The sequence below is a fragment of the Paenibacillus cisolokensis genome, from assembly GCF_050481165.1.
GTDB lineage: Bacteria > Bacillota > Bacilli > Paenibacillales > Paenibacillaceae > Paenibacillus_AH > Paenibacillus_AH cisolokensis.
The window spans coordinates 67,157-86,086 of the sequence record NZ_JBCNFP010000063.1; the positions used below are offsets into that span (position 1 = coordinate 67,157).

18 protein-coding genes are annotated in these 18,930 nt (G+C 58.3%); 17 read left to right on the forward strand and 1 reads right to left on the reverse strand.

The window, feature by feature from the left end:
• The first annotated feature begins 143 nt into the window (after positions 1 to 143).
• Positions 144 to 1,178, forward strand: coding sequence for a DNA polymerase III subunit delta (holA, locus tag ABEV74_RS11375; RefSeq protein ID WP_430146120.1), 1,035 nt, complete (start codon positions 144 to 146; stop codon positions 1,176 to 1,178).
• Positions 1,179 to 1,332: 154 nt separating this feature from the next.
• Here the strand turns inward: holA and rpsT are convergent, their stop codons facing one another.
• Positions 1,333 to 1,605, reverse strand: coding sequence for a 30S ribosomal protein S20 (gene rpsT, locus ABEV74_RS11380; protein ID WP_062492321.1), 273 nt, complete (start codon positions 1,603 to 1,605; stop codon positions 1,333 to 1,335).
• 203 nt (positions 1,606 to 1,808) lie between these two features.
• Here rpsT and gpr point away from each other — a divergent pair, with 203 nt between their 5' ends.
• From gpr to mtaB, 16 genes are all read left to right on the forward strand, one after another.
• Entirely contained in the window at positions 1,809 to 2,813 is a 1,005-nt protein-coding gene (gene gpr / locus ABEV74_RS11385; protein WP_430146123.1) for a GPR endopeptidase, read from the forward strand.
• Between the two features lie 183 nt (positions 2,814 to 2,996).
• Positions 2,997 to 4,238 (forward strand): stage II sporulation protein P, encoded by a 1,242-nt coding sequence (spoIIP, locus tag ABEV74_RS11390; RefSeq protein ID WP_430146125.1) that lies wholly within the window; start codon positions 2,997 to 2,999, stop codon positions 4,236 to 4,238.
• 59 nt (positions 4,239 to 4,297) lie between these two features.
• The gene (locus tag ABEV74_RS11395) at positions 4,298 to 4,702 is read left to right on the forward strand and encodes a hypothetical protein (protein WP_430146126.1); all 405 of its coding nucleotides are present in this window, start codon (positions 4,298 to 4,300) and stop codon (positions 4,700 to 4,702) included.
• 147 nt (positions 4,703 to 4,849) lie between these two features.
• Positions 4,850 to 6,667, forward strand: coding sequence for a translation elongation factor 4 (lepA, locus tag ABEV74_RS11400; protein ID WP_062492325.1), 1,818 nt, complete (start codon positions 4,850 to 4,852; stop codon positions 6,665 to 6,667).
• A 3-nt stretch (positions 6,668 to 6,670) separates the two neighbouring features.
• Positions 6,671 to 7,819: a radical SAM family heme chaperone HemW gene (hemW, locus tag ABEV74_RS11405; protein WP_430146128.1), complete on the forward strand. Its 1,149-nt coding sequence runs from the start codon at positions 6,671 to 6,673 to the stop codon at positions 7,817 to 7,819.
• A 73-nt stretch (positions 7,820 to 7,892) separates the two neighbouring features.
• Positions 7,893 to 8,378: an N-acetyltransferase gene (locus ABEV74_RS11410; protein WP_430146130.1), complete on the forward strand. Its 486-nt coding sequence runs from the start codon at positions 7,893 to 7,895 to the stop codon at positions 8,376 to 8,378.
• Positions 8,379 to 8,509: 131 nt separating this feature from the next.
• Entirely contained in the window at positions 8,510 to 9,535 is a 1,026-nt protein-coding gene (gene hrcA / locus ABEV74_RS11415; protein ID WP_062492327.1) for a heat-inducible transcriptional repressor HrcA, read from the forward strand.
• An 88-nt stretch (positions 9,536 to 9,623) separates the two neighbouring features.
• Positions 9,624 to 10,253, forward strand: a complete 630-nt coding sequence (grpE, locus tag ABEV74_RS11420) for a nucleotide exchange factor GrpE (protein ID WP_430146146.1) — start codon at positions 9,624 to 9,626, stop codon at positions 10,251 to 10,253.
• A gap of 57 nt (positions 10,254 to 10,310) precedes the next feature.
• Positions 10,311 to 12,158, forward strand: a complete 1,848-nt coding sequence (gene dnaK, locus ABEV74_RS11425; RefSeq protein WP_062492328.1) for a molecular chaperone DnaK — start codon at positions 10,311 to 10,313, stop codon at positions 12,156 to 12,158.
• 99 nt (positions 12,159 to 12,257) lie between these two features.
• Complete coding sequence (dnaJ, locus tag ABEV74_RS11430) at positions 12,258 to 13,382, forward strand: molecular chaperone DnaJ (RefSeq protein ID WP_062492329.1); 1,125 nt, start codon at positions 12,258 to 12,260, stop codon at positions 13,380 to 13,382.
• Positions 13,383 to 13,570: 188 nt separating this feature from the next.
• Positions 13,571 to 13,750, forward strand: a complete 180-nt coding sequence (locus ABEV74_RS11435; RefSeq protein WP_430146132.1) for a YfhD family protein — start codon at positions 13,571 to 13,573, stop codon at positions 13,748 to 13,750.
• Positions 13,728 to 13,985 carry a hypothetical protein gene (locus ABEV74_RS11440; protein WP_430146134.1) on the forward strand — a complete coding sequence of 86 codons (258 nt, stop codon included), beginning with the start codon at positions 13,728 to 13,730 and terminating at the stop codon, positions 13,983 to 13,985. Before ABEV74_RS11435 ends, ABEV74_RS11440 begins: the two co-directional genes overlap by 23 nt.
• A gap of 930 nt (positions 13,986 to 14,915) precedes the next feature.
• Positions 14,916 to 15,941, forward strand: coding sequence for a 50S ribosomal protein L11 methyltransferase (gene prmA / locus ABEV74_RS11445; RefSeq protein WP_430146135.1), 1,026 nt, complete (start codon positions 14,916 to 14,918; stop codon positions 15,939 to 15,941).
• Positions 15,942 to 15,945: 4 nt separating this feature from the next.
• Positions 15,946 to 16,653 carry a site-2 protease family protein gene (locus ABEV74_RS11450; protein ID WP_430146137.1) on the forward strand — a complete coding sequence of 236 codons (708 nt, stop codon included), beginning with the start codon at positions 15,946 to 15,948 and terminating at the stop codon, positions 16,651 to 16,653.
• Positions 16,654 to 16,718: 65 nt separating this feature from the next.
• Entirely contained in the window at positions 16,719 to 17,495 is a 777-nt protein-coding gene (locus ABEV74_RS11455; RefSeq protein WP_062492333.1) for a 16S rRNA (uracil(1498)-N(3))-methyltransferase, read from the forward strand.
• A 5-nt stretch (positions 17,496 to 17,500) separates the two neighbouring features.
• Positions 17,501 to 18,856, forward strand: a complete 1,356-nt coding sequence (gene mtaB / locus ABEV74_RS11460; RefSeq protein ID WP_430146139.1) for a tRNA (N(6)-L-threonylcarbamoyladenosine(37)-C(2))-methylthiotransferase MtaB — start codon at positions 17,501 to 17,503, stop codon at positions 18,854 to 18,856.
• Positions 18,857 to 18,930 lie beyond the last annotated feature (74 nt).

Here is an 18,930-nt window from a genome sequence, read left to right on the forward strand (position 1 = left end):
GCAATGACGGTACCATGGGCCGCGTTGCAAATGTTTATATAGATGTTCAAGGACAGGGGGATGGGGGCTTATGACGCTCTCATCCCTCTGTTGACTTGACGGGTGCCGTCCCGGAGAGCGGGGTTTGTCGAGAGGAGAGCGAAATGGAAGCGAGAGAAGCGATGAAAGAAATACGGAGCGGCGCCGTCAGACCGGTCTACGTTGCTTATGGCAAGGACCGCTACCGGATGATGAGGTTCGCGGCGTTTATGGAAGAAACGCTGCTTAAGCCGGACGAGCGGGAGCTAGGCGTCGTCAAGATGGATACCGCCGAAACGCCGCTCGAAGAGGTTGTAGCCGAAGCGGAGACGCCGCCGTTTTTTGTTACGAGAAAAATCATTTTCGTCAAAGACCAGACGGTGTTCGCCGCAGGCGGCAAAGAAAACGGAAAGGTGACGCACCGGACCGATGCGCTGCTCGAATATTTGAAGCGCCCGGCGGAAACGAGCGTAATCGTCTTTCTTGTGCAGGCGGACAAGCTGGACGAGCGGCGCAAACTGGTCAAATCGCTCAAGAGCGACCGCGTCCTCATTCCGTTCGAGGAGCTTGGCGAGCATGAGTTGAAGCAGTGGATCGTTCGCCGCGCCGCCGAGCAAAACCGGGAAATATCGGAGGAGGCCGCCGAATTGCTGCTGTCCCGCACGGGCAACCATATGCAGCAGCTCGCAAGCGAAGTGGACAAGCTGTGCCTGTATGCCGGCAGCGGGGGCCGGATCGGACGCGGCGATGTGGAGCTGTTGACAGCTTCCACCGTCGAAGAAGACGTCTTTGCGCTGATCGATCATATTGCGGGGATGGAGACGGACAAGGCGCTCGGGCTTTACCGGCGGCTGCTCGGCCGGCGGGAGGAGCCGATCAAGCTGCTCGCGCTCATTGCCCGGCAATACCGGATTATGCTGCAGGTGAAGGAGCTGGAGCGGCATTCGTATTCGCCGCAGCAGATGGCCGGGCAGCTCGGCCTGCATCCGTATGCGATCAAGCTGGCGGCGGACAAGGCCCGCCGCTACAACGTCGAACGTCTCGGCGAACTCTTGTCGGCTCTGGCCGATCTCGATTACCGGATGAAGACGGGACGGATCGACAAGGAGCTCGGTCTTGAGCTGTTTCTGCTGTCGGCCGGCTGCTTTCATAACCGATAAAAAAACAAACGGCTTCTGCACGGGAGGGCAGAAGCCGTTTGTTTGGCATATGCCGAAACGAGCTTCCCCGCCCATAACGGTGAAGCCGTTTGCGTTAGCGTATGTGTCGCCGCCGGGCGGCAATCCGATCGCAGCTCGCTTCGCTATTATTCTCTTAGGCTTGAGCCGTAAGAGCGTTCAGCTTTTTCGCCAGACGGGATTTTTTGCGGGCTGCGGCATTTTTGTGAACGAGCCCTTTCGTTACCGCTTTGTCGAGCTTCTTCGTAGCGACGATCAGAGCCGCTTTGGCCGCTTCCGGATCGTTGCTTGCGAGAGCCTGATCGGCCGCTTTAATCGCCGTACGGAGAGCGGATTTTTGCGACGCGTTCAGCGCGCGGCGTTTCTCGTTCGTTTTTACGCGTTTGATAGCGGATTTGATGTTTGGCATGTCATTCACCTCCTGTACCGAAAACACGTCGGGACCATCCCAACACAACTTGAAACAGTTTACCATGCGTACGGGCAAATTGCAATAGCCGGAAGAGGCGCCGGAAGAGGCGGCGGCAGGTTGCGCCAGGCGCCGGCGCCGCGAATAAAACGGTTCGCGCGGCAGCACAATAATGGCAAAACCGGAAGGAGCGCGCAACCCTGATGAGTAAACTCGATTTGCAGCAATATTCGGTCCGCACCGATTTGGCGCTGGAAGCCAAGGAGATCGCCGAAGCCGGAGGCGGAAAGCCGATACCCGGCGTCCAGGCGCAAACGGACGAAGAAGACGGCATTATCGTCACCAAATTGCAGGTGGAAAACGAGCAGGGAGCCCGTGCCATCGGCAAAATGATCGGCAACTATGTCACGATCGAAGTGCCCGGCCTGCGTTCCGGCGATACGGAATTGCAGAACCGCGTCGCCACGAAAGTATCCCAGGAATTCGAAGCGTTCCTGGAGCGGATCGGGGTCGGACGTACGGCCAAAATTTTGATCGTCGGCTTGGGCAACTGGAATGTGACGCCGGATGCGCTCGGACCGCTTGTCGTCGAAAATGTAATGGTGACGCGGCACTACTTCGAGCTTATGCCCGATCAGGTCGCGCCCGGCTACCGTTCGGTCAGCGCGGTCGCGCCCGGCGTCATGGGCACGACCGGCATCGAGTCGAGCGAAATCGTGCAGGGCATCGTGGAGCGGACGAAGCCCGACGTCGTCATTGCGATCGACGCGCTGGCCTCGAAGGCGCTGGAGCGCGTCAACACGACGATCCAGATTGCCGACACGGGCATCCATCCCGGATCGGGCATCGGCAACAAACGGCGAGGGTTGACGAAGGAAATTCTCGGCATTCCGATTATCGCGATCGGCGTTCCGACCGTCGTCTACGCTTCGACGATCGTGAACAATACGATGGAAATGATGCAGCGGCATATTCAATCCCATAACGGCGACACCGACAAAATATTCGGCATGATGAACCAGATGAAGGACAACGAACGGCTCCGTTTCGTCAAGGAAGTGCTCGCTCCGCTCGGGCACGATCTGCTCGTAACGCCGAAAGAGATCGACCAGTTTATCGAAGACATCGCCAACATTATCGCCAGCGGACTCAATGCGTCGCTGCACGAGGCGATCGACAGCAATAACGTCGCCGCCTATACCCACTGACCGCCCGCCGCCGGAAGCGGCTTCCTGCCGCCCGATGTCCGGGCGGTTTTTTCGCATGCGCGGCTCCGGCGCGACTCTATCTACTTCCGAAACTTTTACTAGAAAAAAGGTTCTAGCGATTCTCTCATTCTCATAGAGTAGTACTAGCCTGTAGATAGGCAACACGAAAGCGGGGATGAGTCGATGAAACGAACCTTTTTTACATTTAATGTGGGCCGGGGAAGCGAGAGGCTCCGCTCGTTGCTCGTTACGGGCAAAACGTTCGCGGTGCTGTCTCTTTGCTCGATGCTGTTTTTCGTGCTGATCGGCATAGCCGGCACCGTTCACCGACAGTCGTCCGCATCGCCCATATCGTCGATGAAAGGATTGGCTGCGGCCGTATCAAGCGCTTTTTTTGCGGATATGCTGGGAATGGAACTGCCCGCATTCGAAGGCGGCGGTTCGGACGAATCGCTGTCCAAGCAGCAAATCGGCGCTTTTCTGGTCCGCATGCTGACCGATATTAACCCGAACGATCCGAAAAGCCTGCTTGCCGGCGCCATGCCGGGCATGAACGGCAACGATTCGATTCTGCTTCGGGGCGGCAAAGGAACCGACGCTGCGGTCGGACCGGAGGATCACGAGCCGATTGAAGGTTCGGGCGGCGAACATCATAACGGCGGCGATACGGGAGACGCAAGCGAAGGACCGGACGGGGAACCGCCGGACGAAGTCGAACCGGATGAACCGGATAAGAACGGGGCCGGACCGGAACAGCCGGATAAGCAGTCGACAGGCGGACGCAAGGTCGTCTTTATCTACCATACCCATAACCGGGAATCGTGGTATCCGGAGCTGGGCGGCAATACGAAAGATCCGAATTCCAGCACGAAAAATATTACGCTCGTCGGCAAACGGCTGGCCAAAAAGCTCGAGGAATACGGCGTCGGCGCCCTCCATTCGGATACCGATTATCCGACGACGATACCGGATTACCGGTGGGAGCTGCTGTACAAGTATTCGATGAAAACGGTCAAGGAAGCGATGGCGGCCAACAGCGATTTGACGTTTTTCTTCGATATTCACCGCGATGCGAACCGCCGCAAGCATACGACCGTGACGATTAACGGCAAAGATTACGCCCAGGTCTATTTCATCATCGGGCACCGGAATCCGCACTGGCGGGAGAACGAAAAATTTGCCGCCCGGATTCACGACGCGATCGAACAGAAGTACCCCGGCATTTCGCGCGGGATATGGGGCAAGACGGCGGCATCCGGCAACGCCGAATACAACCAGTCGCTGTCGTCGAACAGCGTGCTGATCGAAATCGGCGGTGTCGACAATACGCTTGAGGAATCGTACCGGACGGCGGACGCGCTGGCGCAAGTGATTTCGGATCTGTATTGGGATGCGGAGAAGGTCGACGCGGCTGCCCGCAACTGAGGCGGAGCTCTTCATTCGCAGCCCGAATCTTGACGAAGCTCGATAAGGAGGATGAGATCATGAGGCGGAAAGAAGCGTGGAAATGGGCGGTGATCGGCGGCGCGATCGCGTTTCTGGTGCTGTACGGCATCGAGGCGGCGTCGACGGGCATCGAGCGCATTTACGGGCCGGTGGAGAACGGCAGCCCCCTCTATGTGGCGGACCGGCCGGATGCGGAGGAGAACGCGGCGAACGGTCCGGGCGCGGAGCGGTTCGGGCCGGCGGCGGATGAGCAGACTGCCGGGGAACCGAGCGGGACGGAGGAGCGGACGGACTACCGCGAAGAGCGGCTGCCCGGCATCCCCCGCACGACTTACGAGCCTTCGGTCAACCGGGTCGCCGACGGCGCGGCCGGCTTTCTGCAGTCGGTTACGAGCGGCGGCATCCGGTTCATCGTGGCGCTGTTCGATTCCGTTACGCGCTGACGTCCGCCGGCCGCCGATGCCGTCCCGGCGGCCGTATGCGCCGGGATACGGTCCTTTCCCGACCGCCGGTCTTCTCATTGCTGGTGCCCCCTCGAACTGCTATAATAATGGAATGATTGGCATTTATGGATTTAGTGGGGGTAAGGCATGACGGACGTTCGTGACCGGCAGAACAAAATACGCAACTTTTCAATTATCGCCCATATCGACCACGGCAAATCGACATTGGCGGACCGCATCCTGGAATATACGGGCGCGCTCACGTCGCGCGAGATGCAGGAGCAAGTGCTCGATTCGATGGATCTGGAGCGGGAGCGCGGCATTACGATCAAGCTGCAGGCGGTGCGTCTGAATTACCGTGCCGACGATGGCGAGGAATATATTTTGCATTTGATCGACACGCCCGGACACGTCGATTTTACTTATGAAGTATCCCGCAGTTTGGCCGCCTGCGAAGGCGCGCTGCTCGTTGTGGATGCTGCGCAGGGCATCGAGGCCCAGACGCTGGCGAACGTCTATCTGGCGCTCGACAACAATCTGGAAATTTTGCCTGTGATCAACAAGATCGATCTGCCAAGCGCGGAGCCGGAGCGGGTCAAGCAGGAGATCGAGGACGTTATCGGCCTCGACGCGAGCGAGGCGGTGCTGGCATCGGCCAAAGCCGGCATCGGCATCAAGGAAATTTTGGAGCAGGTCGTGGCCAAGGTGCCCGCGCCGAGCGGCGATCCCGATGCGCCGCTCAAGGCGCTTATTTTCGATTCCCATTACGATCCGTACAAGGGCGTCATCGTCTATGTGCGCGTCGTCGACGGCAGCATCCGGTCGGGCAAGCGGATCCGCTTCATGGCGACGGGCGCCGAATTCGAAGTGATCGAGGTCGGGACGTTCAAGCCCCGCATGACGATCGTCGACGAGCTGTCGGTCGGCGATGTCGGCTTTATCGTAGCCGGCATCAAAAACGTGAAGGATACGCGGGTCGGAGATACGGTCACCGACGCGAAGCGGCCGGCGCCGGAGCCGCTGCCCGGCTACCGCCGCAGCAATCCGATGGTATTCTGCGGCCTGTATCCGATCGAATCGAAGGATTACAACGGATTGCGCGAGGCGCTCGAGAAGCTGGAGCTGAACGACGCCTCCCTCCGCTTCGAGCCGGAGACGTCGACGGCGCTCGGCTTCGGGTTCCGCTGCGGATTTCTCGGTCTTCTCCATATGGAGATCATTCAGGAACGGATCGAGCGCGAGTTCAACATTCCGCTCATTACGACGGCGCCGAGCGTCATCTACAAGGTGCAGCTGACGAACGGGGATGTCATCGAGATCGACAATCCGTCGAACTATCCGGAGACGGGCAAAATCGATCATGTCGAGGAGCCGTACGTCAAGGCGTCGATCATCGTGCCGAACGACTACGTCGGAGCCATTATGGAACTGTGCCAGAGCCGGCGCGGAGAGTTTGTCAACATGGAGTATCTGGACACGAACCGGGTGACGATTACGTACGAACTGCCGCTGTCGGAAATCGTCTACGATTTCTTCGACCAGCTGAAGTCGAGCACGAAAGGCTACGCTTCGTTCGACTACGAGATGTCGGGTTACCGCAAGTCCAATCTGGTGAAAATGGACATTTTGCTGAACGGCGAGCAGGTCGATGCGCTTTCCGTCATCGTTCACCGCGACCGCGCCTATCAGCGCGGAAGGGCGGTATGCGAGAAGCTGAAGGAGCTCATCCCGCGCCAAATGTTCGAGGTGCCGGTGCAGGCGTCGATCGGCTCGAAGGTTATCGCGCGCGAAACCGTCAAGGCGATGCGCAAAAACGTGCTCGCCAAATGTTACGGCGGCGACATCAGCCGGAAGCGGAAGCTGCTGGAGAAGCAGAAGGAAGGCAAGAAGCGGATGAAACAGGTCGGAAGCGTGGAAGTGCCGCAGGAAGCGTTCATGGCGGTGCTGAAGATCGACGAGGATTGACCGATGCGTAACTCATCTCCCCGTGCGCTGTACATTCACATTCCGTTCTGCACGAACAAGTGCCACTACTGCGATTTTACGTCCTATGTGCTGAACGGCCAGCCGGTGGACGATTATCTGGACGCCCTGGAGCGGGAAATGGCGGAAACGGTCAGACGGATTCCGCCCGAGACGATCGACACCGTTTTCGTCGGCGGCGGAACGCCGACCGTGCTTACGCCCGCACAGATGGAACGGTTCCTTGCCTCCGTCCGCCGCCACTTTCCGCTTGCCCGGGATGCGGAATTTTCGATGGAGGCGAATCCGGGAACGACCGACAAGGACAAGCTGGAGGCGATGAGGGCCGGCGGCGTCAACCGGATCAGCTTCGGGGTCCAGTCGTTCGACAACGGCTTGCTTGAGCGGATCGGCCGCATCCATAACGTGGAGGACGTATACCGGAGCATCGAGCTGGCGCGGGAAACGGGCTTTGCGAACCTGTCGATCGACCTGATGTTCGGGCTGCCGGGGCAGACGGTCGGGCTGCTCGAGGACAGCGTCGAGCGGGCGCTTGCGCTTCGCCTTCCTCATTACTCGCTCTACAGCCTGAAGGTGGAGGAGAATACGCTGTTCCACAAGCTGTACGAGCGCAACGAGCTGCCGCTGCCGACCGAGGACGAGGAGCTGGCGATGTATTTGCTCCTGATCGACCGGCTGAAGGCGGCCGGCTACGGCCACTACGAGATCAGCAATTTCGCCTTGCCCGGCAAGGAATGCCGCCACAATATAACGTATTGGCGCAACGAACCGTACTACGGGCTCGGGGCGGGCGCGCACGGTTATGCTTATGGCGTGCGTCACGTCAACCTGAAGGGCATCACCCCCTACATCGAGGCGACAAAGTCCGGGCTGCCGCTGCTTGAAACGCATACGGTGCCGGAGGACGAGGCGATGGAAGATTTTATGATGGTCGGTCTGCGCATGCTGTCCGGCGTTCGGTCCGCCGATTTTGCCGCCCAGTTCCCGGGCAAGACGATCGAGGGAACATTCGGGACGACAATCGAAAAACTGCTGCAAGGCGGGCTGATCGAGAGGACGGAAGACGGCGGGTTCCGGTTGACCGACCGCGGCGTACTGTTCGGCAACGAGGTGTTCGGCGCATTTTTCGACTAGCGCCGGACATTTTACTCTTGAGGATTCATTCGGTGTAGTGTATATTTATTCATATTCACAAAGCAGACACCGGATGAAGGAGACGATCGGAATGCAGGCGCAGGCGGTGTGCCGGAAGGCGACAGCGGAAGATGTCGACACGTTATATGAATTAATCAAAGGTTATGCGGAGAAAGGAATTATGCTGCCGCGATCGAAAGAAACGCTGCAGCGGCAGATCGGCACGTTCGTCGTGGCGGAGATCGACGGCGAGGTCGTCGGCTGCGGGTCGCTGTGCAAGCTCGGAGACGATCTTGTCGAAATTCGCTCGCTCGGCATATCGGAAGGATACAAGGGACAAGGAATCGGCAGCAAGCTGGTAGACCGCCTGATCGAGCAAGCGAAAGAACAGAACATCGGCAAAGTGATGGCGCTCACGTACGAAGTGCGGTTTTTTGAGCGAAACGGCTTCCAGGTCGTCGACAAGGAAATTTTTCCGGAAAAAGTATGGACCGATTGCGTCAACTGCCCGAAACAGCATTGCTGCGACGAAATCGCCGTTCTAAAAACGCTGAACTGACTTGACAATCGGCAAGTCAGTTTGGTATTTTTGTAGTAATGATTAGCACTCACCAACCAAGAGTGCTAACGACGATTCAGGAAATCGGTCGCCTACGAATGTGACGACTGTCGGGCACAGGAGGGATACGGATGCTGACGGAACGGCAGCGCATGATTTTGAATGCTATCGTGGACGATTACATCCGCTCCGCCGAGCCGGTCGGTTCGCGGAGCATCTCGAAGCGCGGCGATGTCGGTTACAGCGCGGCAACGATTCGCAATGAAATGGCCGATCTGGAGGAACTCGGCTTTTTGGAGCAGCCGCATACGTCAGCGGGACGAGTACCTTCCATTAAAGGCTATCGCTACTATGTCGATCACCTCGTGAAGCTTGGCGACGTGAACGAACACGAATTGAAGCTGCTCCGCTCATACATTGCGGAGAAGATGAGAGGGATGGAGCAGGTCACCCAGCATGCGGCCATGATTCTGTCCAATTTGACGAACTACACCTCGATTTTTCTCGGCCCGGAAACGTTCAACACGACGTTGAAGCATTTTCAGCTGGTGCCGCTCAACGAGGATACGGCTGTGGCGATCATCGTGACCAGCACCGGCCATGTCGAGAACACGACGGTTTCGATTCCGTCCGATATGAGCATGTCGGATATGGAGAGAATCGTCAACATCCTGAACGCCAAGCTGGCGGGAGTTCCTCTCGTGCAGCTGCGCTCGAAGCTGTTCTCGGAGGTCGGTGAAGAGTTGAGCCGTTATGCCGCTCACTGCGAGCGGATGATCGACGTGCTGACGGGGGTGCTCAAGGAGGGCGAGGGCAATCGGGTCTTCCTGAGCGGTACGACGAATATTTTGACGCAGCCGGAATTTAAAGATGTGGACAAAGTAAAGACGCTGCTCGACCTGCTGGAAGAAACGCCGACCATCATGAAGCTGTTCGCCGATCTTCCCGCGGGCATTCAAGTGCGGATCGGGACGGAGAACGAGCACGAGGCGATCAACAACTGCAGCCTCATTACGGCGACGTTCTCCATCGACGGGCAATCGCTCGGCACGATCGGCATTTTGGGACCGACGCGCATGGAATACGGCAAGGTGATCAGCCTGCTGGATGTGCTGTCCAAAGACTTGGCCGTATTGATGGCAAGATGGTACAAATAACGGTCTTCCGCGAAGCGCCGGATAATGGCAAGGAGGTGAAGCATTCGTGAATACGAAAGAAAATATAACCGAGGAACAGCAAGCAGATATGAACAACGAGCATTCACCGAAACAGGCGGAAGAAGCTGCGGAAGAACGCGCGGAAGCTGCATCCGAGGCGGCGAATGCCGAGGGCGGCAGCGAGACGGCGAATGCCGGCGGTGAGAGCGAAGCAGCGAATGCCGGCGGTGACGGCGAAGCCGATGCGGACCGGGCGGCGGAGGATGAAGATCCCCGTCTGGCCGAACTGGAGAAGCAGTTGGAAGACTCCCGTCAGCGTTTGCTGCGGGCGCAGGCGGATTTTGACAATTTCCGCCGCCGGACGATGAAGGAGAAGGAAGAGCTGGCCCAATACGCGACGATGAAGCTGGTGGGAGAGCTTCTTCCTGTCGTGGACAATTTCGAACGGGCGATTACGGCCGCCAAGGAAAACAGCGATTTCGATTCGCTCGCCAAAGGTGTCGACATGATTTTCCGGCAGCTGGACAAGGTGCTGGCCGAGCAGGGGCTGAAGCCGATCCCGGCTGTCGGCGAACCGTTCAACCCCGAATTTCATCAGGCGGTTATGCAGGTGGAATCGGAGGAGCATGAGGAAGGCATTATAGTGGAAGAACTGCAGAAAGGATACATGCTGAAAGACAAAGTGCTGCGGCCTTCGATGGTCAAGGTGAGCAGCTGATAGAGAATTTGCCGCACCTTGCGCTGCGGCTTTCATGTTCAAAGGAGGAATACAGGAATGGGCAAAGTGATTGGCATCGACCTTGGCACGACCAACTCCTGCGTGGCGGTCATGGAAGGCGGCGAAGCGGTCGTCATTCCGAACCCGGAGGGGGGACGGACGACGCCGTCGGTCGTCGGCTTCAAGAAGGACGGAGAGCGGATCGTAGGCGAAACTGCCAAGCGTCAGGCGATTACGAATCCGGACCGCACCATCATTTCCATCAAGCGCCACATGGGGACGAACCATAAAGTATCGATCGACGGCAAAGAATATACGCCGCAGGAAATTTCGGCGATCATTTTGCAGAAGTTGAAATCTGATGCGGAAGCGTACCTGGGACAGCCCGTAACCCAGGCGGTCATTACGGTTCCGGCCTATTTCAACGACAGCCAGCGCCAGGCGACGAAAGATGCCGGCAAAATCGCCGGTCTTGAAGTGCTGCGTATCGTCAACGAACCGACGGCGGCGGCGCTCGCTTACGGTCTGGACAAAGCCGAGGATCAGACGATTCTCGTCTACGACCTTGGCGGCGGCACGTTCGACGTTTCGATTCTCGAGCTCGGCGACGGCTTTTTCGAAGTGAAGGCAACGAGCGGCGACAACCATCTCGGCGGGGATGACTTCGACCAGGTCATCATCGATTACCTCGTGAGCGAGTTCAAGAAGGAGCACGGCGTCGACCTGTCCAAGGACAAGGCTGCCGTACAGCGTCTGAAGGATGCCGCGGAGAAAGCGAAAAAAGAACTGTCCGGCGTGCTGACGACGACGATTTCGCTGCCGTTCATCACGATGGTGGACGGTGTGCCGCAGCACCTGGAAATGAACCTGAGCCGCGCGAAATTCGAGGAGCTGTCCGCCCATCTGGTGGAACGTACGCTCGGACCGACTCGTCAGGCGCTCAGCGATGCGGGCTTGTCGCCCAGCGACATTGACAAAGTTGTCCTCGTCGGCGGTTCGACGCGCATCCCGGCGGTTCAGGAAGCGATCAAGAAGCTGATCGGCAAGGAGCCGCACAAGGGCGTCAACCCGGACGAGGTCGTGGCGCTTGGCGCTGCCGTGCAAGCGGGCGTGCTGACCGGCGACGTCAAAGACGTCGTATTGCTTGACGTAACGCCGCTGTCGCTCGGCATCGAGACGGCCGGGGGCGTATTTACGAAGATGATCGAACGGAACACGACGATTCCGACGAGCAAATCGCAAATTTTCTCGACGTACGCCGACAATCAGACGAGCGTCGAAATTCACGTCCTGCAGGGCGAACGTTCGATGGCGCGCGACAACAAAACGCTCGGACGGTTCATTCTTGGCGATATTCCGCCGGCTCCGCGCGGCGTTCCGCAAATCGAGGTTACATTCGATATCGACGCCAACGGTATCGTCAACGTGTCGGCGCTCGATAAAGGAACCGGCAAGAGCCAGAAAATTACGATTACGTCCTCCAGTGGCCTGACCGAAGAGGAAATCGAAAGAATGATGAAAGATGCGGAGCTTCACGCCGAAGAAGACAAGAAGCGCCGCGAACTGGTAGAAGCCAAAAACAACGGCGACCAGCTCGTGTATACGGTCGACAAGACGCTGAAGGACCTTGGCGACAAAGTCGACGCCGCCGAGAAGCAAAAGGCCGAAGACGCGAAAGAGAAATTGAAAAAAGCGCTCGAAACCGATAATCTGGACGAAATCAAAAAAGCCAGCGAAGAGCTGACCGATGTCGTTCAGCAGTTGTCCGTCAAGCTGTATGAGCAGGCAGCGCAGCAGGCTCAGGCTAACGGCGGCGCAGGCGCTCAGGACGGGCAGGAAGGATCTGCCAAAGGCAAAGACAACGTAGTTGACGCCGACTACGAAGTAGTCGACGACAAGAAATAAGACTGATCGGGCGGGAGGTCAAAGACAGGCGTGGCCTGGCTTTGACCTCTGTCGCGCTTGCGGCGCATGAACGGCATTAGCAGTGGGGGTGAGAGAAGGTTGGCAGATAAGCGGGATTATTACGAGGTGCTTGGCGTCAGCAAGGACGCGAGCGCCGACGAGATCAAGAAAGCGTACCGGAAGTTGGCCCGCCAATACCATCCGGACGTGAACAAGGCGCCGGATGCCGAGGCGAAGTTCAAGGAAATCAAGGAAGCGTACGACGTACTCTCCGACGATCAGAAACGCGCAACGTACGACAGGTACGGGCATATCGATCCGAATCAGGGATTCGGCGGCGGAGGCGGCTTCTCCGGCGCGGATTTCGGCGGTTTCGGCGATATTTTCGACATGTTTTTCGGCGGCGGGGGAAGGCGTGATCCGAATGCCCCGCAGCGCGGCAACGACCTTCAATATACGATGACCATTGAATTCAAAGAAGCGGTGTTCGGCAAAGAGGCCGAAATTACGATTCCGCGGACCGAATCTTGCGATACGTGTCACGGTTCCGGAGCCAAGCCGGGCACGAGACCGGAAACGTGCTCGGTATGCCGCGGCACCGGACAGCAGGAAGTGGTGCAAAATACGCCGTTCGGCCGCATGGTGAACCGCCGTTCCTGTTCGAACTGCGGCGGCACCGGGCGGGTCATCAAGGAGCGCTGCGGAACCTGTCACGGCTCAGGCAGGGTGAAGAAGCAGCGCCGGATTCATGTGCGCATTCCGGCAGGCGTCGACGACGGAGCTCAAATTCGGCTTAGCGGCGAAGGGGAAGGCGGTCTGCGCGGCGGCCCGGCCGGCGATCTGTATATCGTCATCCGGGTGAAGCCTCACGAGTTCTTCGAGCGCGAAGGCGACGATATCTATTGCGAAGTGCCGCTGACATTCACGCAGGCCGCGCTCGGCGACGAGATCGAAATTCCGACGCTGACGGGGAAGGTGAAGCTGAAAATTCCGGCCGGTACGCAGACGGGCACCTACTTCCGGCTGAAGGGCAAGGGCGTCCCCCGGCTGCGCGGATACGGTCAGGGCGATCAGCACGTCAAGGTGACGGTGGTGACGCCGACGTCCTTGACCGAAGAGCAGAAGGAGCTGCTTCGGCAGTTTGCCGGGCTGGCCGGCGAAAAAACGAACGAGCAGCATGAGACGCTGCTCGATAAAATGAGAAGAGCGTTTCGAGGCGACTGAACCGTCTTCGAACGGAAGGGCTGCCTTGCAAGCGGAATCGATCCGCTTGCAAGGCAGCCCTGTTTTGCGTTTCCGGCCGCGGATCATCGGAAACCGCCGCATGCGAGCCGGTTGAATAAGGATGAGCGGTCAAGTTCATCCTAAGCCTGATTGGGCTTAATGGTCGTCAGGAAGGGAGGGTTTTGCAGATGGCTGACGGAAAAGCAAGCGGCGGCAAACGGCCGAACAAGCGGGAGCGCGCAGCGTCCGAGCGGCTGCCGGTCGGAAAGTACGAAGATGTCGAATTCGCGGAGGAACGGGCGGATGCCGACGACCTGGAAGCGCGGCGCCGGGCGGAAGAGGCCGATGCGCGGGCTGAACGATTGTGAGCGTCCGGGTTATCCGGACAATGTCATTTACGCTGCAGGGGACAATCCGTACGGAACGAGCGCGACGGTCAACAATGACGGCACGTTCGCCGGGAAAGTGCTGGATGCCGCGAAGCATCAGGCCCGCCGCACGATACAAATAGCGGAGTGGGTGAAGAAAGGCCGGAGCGGATCATTTTCGAAATACAACTCCTCGCAAAATACAACCCTTCATAAGAAACGCCGAAACGCCTGAAACGCTTGAAACCCGGCTGCCGCTGTGCCGGGTTTCTTTGAGAAAGTAAAAAACTCACTTCCTCTTTGCCTCTGTTTAACCGTCCGCGCCTTCCGTCAATTCGTCGCCCGTCCGCCGGTGCCCCATCTTTTGTCTATCCGTCTCCGGTCCGCCAGTGCGCCCCGTCTTTCGCTATCCGTCTCCGGTCTGCCAGTGCGCTCCGTCTTTTGTCTATCCGTCTCCGGTCCGCCGGTGCCCTGTCTTTCGCTATCCGTCTCCGGTCCGCCAGCGCGCCCCGTCTTTTTCGCTATCCGTCTCCGGCCCGTCAGTGCGCCCCGTCTTTCGTCTATCCGTCTTCGGTCTGCCGGTGCGCCCCATCTTTTGTCTATCCGTCTCCGGTCCGCCGCTCAACCCGCCTTTAACCCGCAAGTCTTCCATCAGATGCTTTTGCGAAAAAGCTGCAAAAATACAGGAACTTTGGCCCGAATAGATGGATAAGGGGAAAATTCATGCAAAAATACAGTAATTTTTGGAATTTTTTGCTTATCTGGATTGAACAGACCAAAAAAATTGTATAATCGCAGGAATTTTCACCGTTTTGGTTATTTCCCCCCGGAAAAACTGCACTTTTGCAACTTTGTTCTTTTATTGGTTTTCATCTTCCGGCTGCCAGCCATCGCGGACCCGGATTTAAGCAAGTAATTTCGGGGCTGTGGCCGTTCACAGCGGGTGTGGAGCGAACGAATAAACTGGAACTTCGCAATCAGGCGCCCAGTGGTTGGGTCTGCGAGGGAGGATGAAGCTCTGGCCGCCATCTTGTTTAAGCTTTGTGGCGAAACAGTATCGTTCTCAGACGACGGAGTCTTTTTTTGTCGGCGAAATTTTTGTGCATGTTTCCCGTCTGGTGTACAATAGGCGGTAGGTTTCGACTTTATCGGGAGGGCATGAAGAGTGAAATGGCATGAATTGACGATCGCCACGACAGAGGAAGCGATCGAAATGATTTCGAATTTTTTGCATGAAATGGGGGCAGGCGGCGTAGCGATCGAAGAATCGGGGACGCTAAACAAGCAGCGGGACACGTCTTACGGCCAATGGTATGAGCTGCCGCTCAACGACATTCCGGAAGGCTGCGCCGTCATCAAAGGCTATTTTCCGGAGGAGACCGATATGGAGCGCATCGCCGGGCAGCTGCGTCCGTCGATCGAGCAGTTGCGCGAGTTCGATATCGATCCCGGGCAATATGAGATTTCCGTCAAAACGGTGGACGAGGAAGACTGGGCGAACGCCTGGAAGCAATATTTCAAGCCGATCCGGGTGACGGAGCGGCTGACGATCAAGCCGACGTGGGAGACGCATGCGCCGGAGAAGGACGAAATCGTCATCGAGCTCGATCCCGGCATGGCGTTCGGCACGGGCACCCATCCAACGACTTCGCTTTGCCTCAAGACGATCGAATCGGTCATTCGCGGGGGCGAGCAGGTCATCGACGTCGGAACCGGTTCCGGCATTTTGGCGATCGGCGCCGCTTTGCTCGGCGCGGACCGCGTGCTTGCGCTCGATCTCGATCCGGTGGCGGTATCCAGCGCGAAGGAAAACATCAGGCTGAACGGGCTGGAGGATAAGATCGACGTTCGCCGAAGCGATTTGCTGGGCGTGCTGCGCGGCGAAACGACCGGGGATGAGGACGGCCGGCGTCCGCTGCGACTGTCGCTGCCGGTCGACGTCATCGTGGCCAACATATTGGCGGAGATTATTCTGCTGTTTATCGACGATGTATACGATGCGCTGAAGCCGGGCGGCATCTATATCGCTTCGGGTATTTACAAGAACAAGGAGTCGGATGTGGCAGCAGGACTTGCGGCCGCCGGCTTCGAAATCGTCGATCGGAGAAGGGACGAGGACTGGATTGCCTTCGTGGCGGCGAAGCCTTCCGTGGACGACGACGCGCCGGATCGGCGCCTGCGGGGAGAGTGAGCGCGTGGAGCGGTTTTTATGGTATCCGTTGGAGGATTTGCCGTTTATCGTCATCGTGCTCGTGCTCGCTTTTACCGTTCACGAATTCGCGCATGCATACAGCGCGTACAAGTTCGGGGACCATACCGCATATAATGCCGGCCGGGTAACGCTTGACCCGCGCGTCCATCTGGACGTGCTCGGCACGATTCTCATTTTGATCGCAGGCTTCGGCTGGGCCAAGCCCGTACCGGTCAACCCGAACCGCTTCAAGCGGCCGCGGCTGATGGGCGTCATCGTATCGGCGGTCGGACCGCTCAGCAATCTGGCGCTGGCCGTGCTCGGCATTTTCGCCGTATACGTGCTGAACGAAACGGCGCTTCTCGATGCCGGCTCGATCGGCGTGCGCAAAGCGCTCGTTCATTTTTTCTATTACTTGATCTCGATGAATCTGCTGCTCTTCATTTTTAATTTAATCCCGCTTCCGCCGCTCGACGGCTACCGGATCATTCAATATTTGGTGCCGCTTCATGTGCGTTACAAGATGGACCAGAACGTTCAATGGGGCATCTTCGTTTTTTTGCTGATCGTGTTTATCCCGCCGCTGCGGGCCGTGACGCTGGAGCCGCTGTTCGGCTACTCGTCGAATTTGCTCTGGTTCTTCCAGTCGTTGTTCGAGCGCGTGTTCTCGCCGATGGACTGGTTCCGATTCGGCATGGATTTTGCATCGTGAAACGTGTATGATGAAAGTTGGAGCTTTACAGCTCCTGTGACGGAGCTTGAAAGAGGGTAGCGTTCATGCAGCGATATTTCGTGCCGCCGGAGCAATTCGGCGAAAGCTCGGTCGTTCTGGCCGGCGAAGACGCCCGCCATGCTGTCCGCGTCATGCGGATGAAGCCGGGCGACGAATGCATCGTCAGCGACGGCGTTTCCCGCGAAGCGCGGGTCGTCATCCGCGATGCGGACCCGGAGCGGGTGACGGCGGACATCGTAGAACCGTTGCCGGGGGACCGGGAGCCGGGCTGGTCGGTTACGGTGGCGCAAAGTTTGCCGAAAGGCGATAAAATGGAGATCGTCATTCAGAAAGGAACGGAGCTTGGCGCCGCTGCCTTTGTCCCGTTCCAATCGGAACGAATGATTGTGCAATATGACGCGCGAAAGGAAGCGAAGCGGCTCGAACGGTGGCGAAAAATCGCCAAGGAAGCCGCGGAGCAAGCGCACCGCAGCCGGATTCCGGACGTCGGGCCGGTATTGGCATGGCGGGAACTGATCGCGCTTTTTCCCCGATACGATGCGGTGTTTTTTTGTTATGAGAAAGCAAGCGGATCGTTGCGGCACGGCTTGCGCACGGCGGTTCGGAGGTGGCTGGACGGCACCGGGAAGGACGCGCCGGCCCCGAACGTGCTGCTGGTCGTCGGTCCCGAAGGAGGCTTCTCCGAACGGGAGGCGGCTGAAGCCGAAGCGGCGGGGGCTGCCGCAGTCGGACTTGGCCGGCGCATTCTGCGCACCGAGACGGCTGCGATGGCGGCTCTCGCCTGCCTGATGTACGAATCCGGAGAAATGGGAGGCGTGTAACACCAATGCCATCGGTTGCATTTTACACCTTGGGCTGCAAAGTAAACTTTTACGATACCGAAGCGATCTGGCAGCTGTTCAAAAAAGAAGGCTACGAGCAAGTCGACTTCGAAACGTCGACAGCCGACGTTTATTTGATCAACACCTGCACGGTGACGAATACCGGAGACAAGAAAAGCCGCCAAATTATCCGCCGCGCGATTCGCCGCAATCCCGATGCGGTAATTGCCGTAACGGGCTGCTACGCCCAGACGTCGCCTGCGGAAATTATGGACATTCCCGGCGTCGATCTTGTCATCGGCACGCAGGACCGCGACAAGCTGATGGACTATATTCGGCAAATTCAGCGGGACCGCAAGCCGGTCAATGCGGTGCGCAATATTATGAAGACGCGGGAGTTCGAGGAGCTGGACGTTCCGAATTTTGCCGACCGGACCCGCGCGTTTCTGAAGATTCAGGAGGGCTGCAACAATTTCTGCACCTTCTGCATTATCCCGTGGTCGCGCGGCCTGTCGCGCAGCCGCGATCCGCAAAGCGTCATCAGGCAGGCCCGCCAGCTTGTCGCCGCAGGCTACAAGGAAATCGTGTTGACCGGGATTCATACGGGCGGCTACGGCGACGATCTGGACGATTACCGGCTGTCTGATCTGCTGCGGGATCTCGACAAGATCGAAGGGCTCAAGCGGATCCGCATCAGCTCCATCGAAGCGAGCCAGATCGACGAGGCGATGATCGAGGTGCTGAACCGCTCGGATAAAATGTGCCGCCATCTGCACATTCCGCTGCAGGCCGGCGACGATTCCGTGCTGAAGCGGATGCGCCGCAAATATACGACGGAAGAGTATGCGGACAAGATCAGGCTGATCAAGCGGGCGATGCCGGGCGTGGCGATCACGACCGACGTCATTGTCGGGTTCCCCGGCGAGACGGACGAAATGTTCGAGAACGGCTACCATTTCATGGAAGAGCTCGGCTTCTCGGAAATGCACGTGTTCCCCTATTCCAAGCGGACCGGAACGCCTGCCGCCCGGATGACGGATCAGGTGGACGAAGAGGTGAAGCATGAACGCGTCCACCGGCTGATCGATTTGTCCGAGCGGATGCAGCTTCAATACGCCGAGCAGTTCGTCGGCCAGGTGCTGGACGTCATTCCGGAGCGCGATTACAAGGGGGCTCCGGGCTCCGGGCTCGTCATGGGCTATTCGGACAATTACTTGCAGGTTGTGTTCGACGGCACGGAAGATCTGATCGGATCGCTGTGCCGGGTACAGATTACGGAAGCGGGCGTCAACGAGTGCCGCGGCCGGCTCGTGCGCGTATTGGAGTCGCACGGACGGGGCGCGGCTGCGGCCGGCATTTAAACGCAAGGCAGGCCGCAGCCGCGCTGGAGCGGCCGACCGTCTGCGCCGAACGATCGCCGAGCCGCCAGCCGGCC

Coding starts and splice junctions, on each gene's coding strand:
- holA (WP_430146120.1), top strand. CDS start 144: ATGGAAGCGAGAGAAGCGATGAAAGAAATACGGAGCGGCGCCGTCAGA.
- rpsT (WP_062492321.1), bottom strand. CDS start 1,605: ATGCCAAACATCAAATCCGCTATCAAACGCGTAAAAACGAACGAGAAA.
- gpr (WP_430146123.1), top strand. CDS start 1,809: ATGAGTAAACTCGATTTGCAGCAATATTCGGTCCGCACCGATTTGGCG.
- spoIIP (WP_430146125.1), top strand. CDS start 2,997: ATGAAACGAACCTTTTTTACATTTAATGTGGGCCGGGGAAGCGAGAGG.
- ABEV74_RS11395 (WP_430146126.1), top strand. CDS start 4,298: ATGAGGCGGAAAGAAGCGTGGAAATGGGCGGTGATCGGCGGCGCGATC.
- lepA (WP_062492325.1), top strand. CDS start 4,850: ATGACGGACGTTCGTGACCGGCAGAACAAAATACGCAACTTTTCAATT.
- hemW (WP_430146128.1), top strand. CDS start 6,671: ATGCGTAACTCATCTCCCCGTGCGCTGTACATTCACATTCCGTTCTGC.
- ABEV74_RS11410 (WP_430146130.1), top strand. CDS start 7,893: ATGAAGGAGACGATCGGAATGCAGGCGCAGGCGGTGTGCCGGAAGGCG.
- hrcA (WP_062492327.1), top strand. CDS start 8,510: ATGCTGACGGAACGGCAGCGCATGATTTTGAATGCTATCGTGGACGAT.
- grpE (WP_430146146.1), top strand. CDS start 9,624: ATGAACAACGAGCATTCACCGAAACAGGCGGAAGAAGCTGCGGAAGAA.
- dnaK (WP_062492328.1), top strand. CDS start 10,311: ATGGGCAAAGTGATTGGCATCGACCTTGGCACGACCAACTCCTGCGTG.
- ABEV74_RS11435 (WP_430146132.1), top strand. CDS start 13,571: ATGGCTGACGGAAAAGCAAGCGGCGGCAAACGGCCGAACAAGCGGGAG.
- ABEV74_RS11440 (WP_430146134.1), top strand. CDS start 13,728: ATGCGCGGGCTGAACGATTGTGAGCGTCCGGGTTATCCGGACAATGTC.
- ABEV74_RS11455 (WP_062492333.1), top strand. CDS start 16,719: ATGCAGCGATATTTCGTGCCGCCGGAGCAATTCGGCGAAAGCTCGGTC.
- mtaB (WP_430146139.1), top strand. CDS start 17,501: ATGCCATCGGTTGCATTTTACACCTTGGGCTGCAAAGTAAACTTTTAC.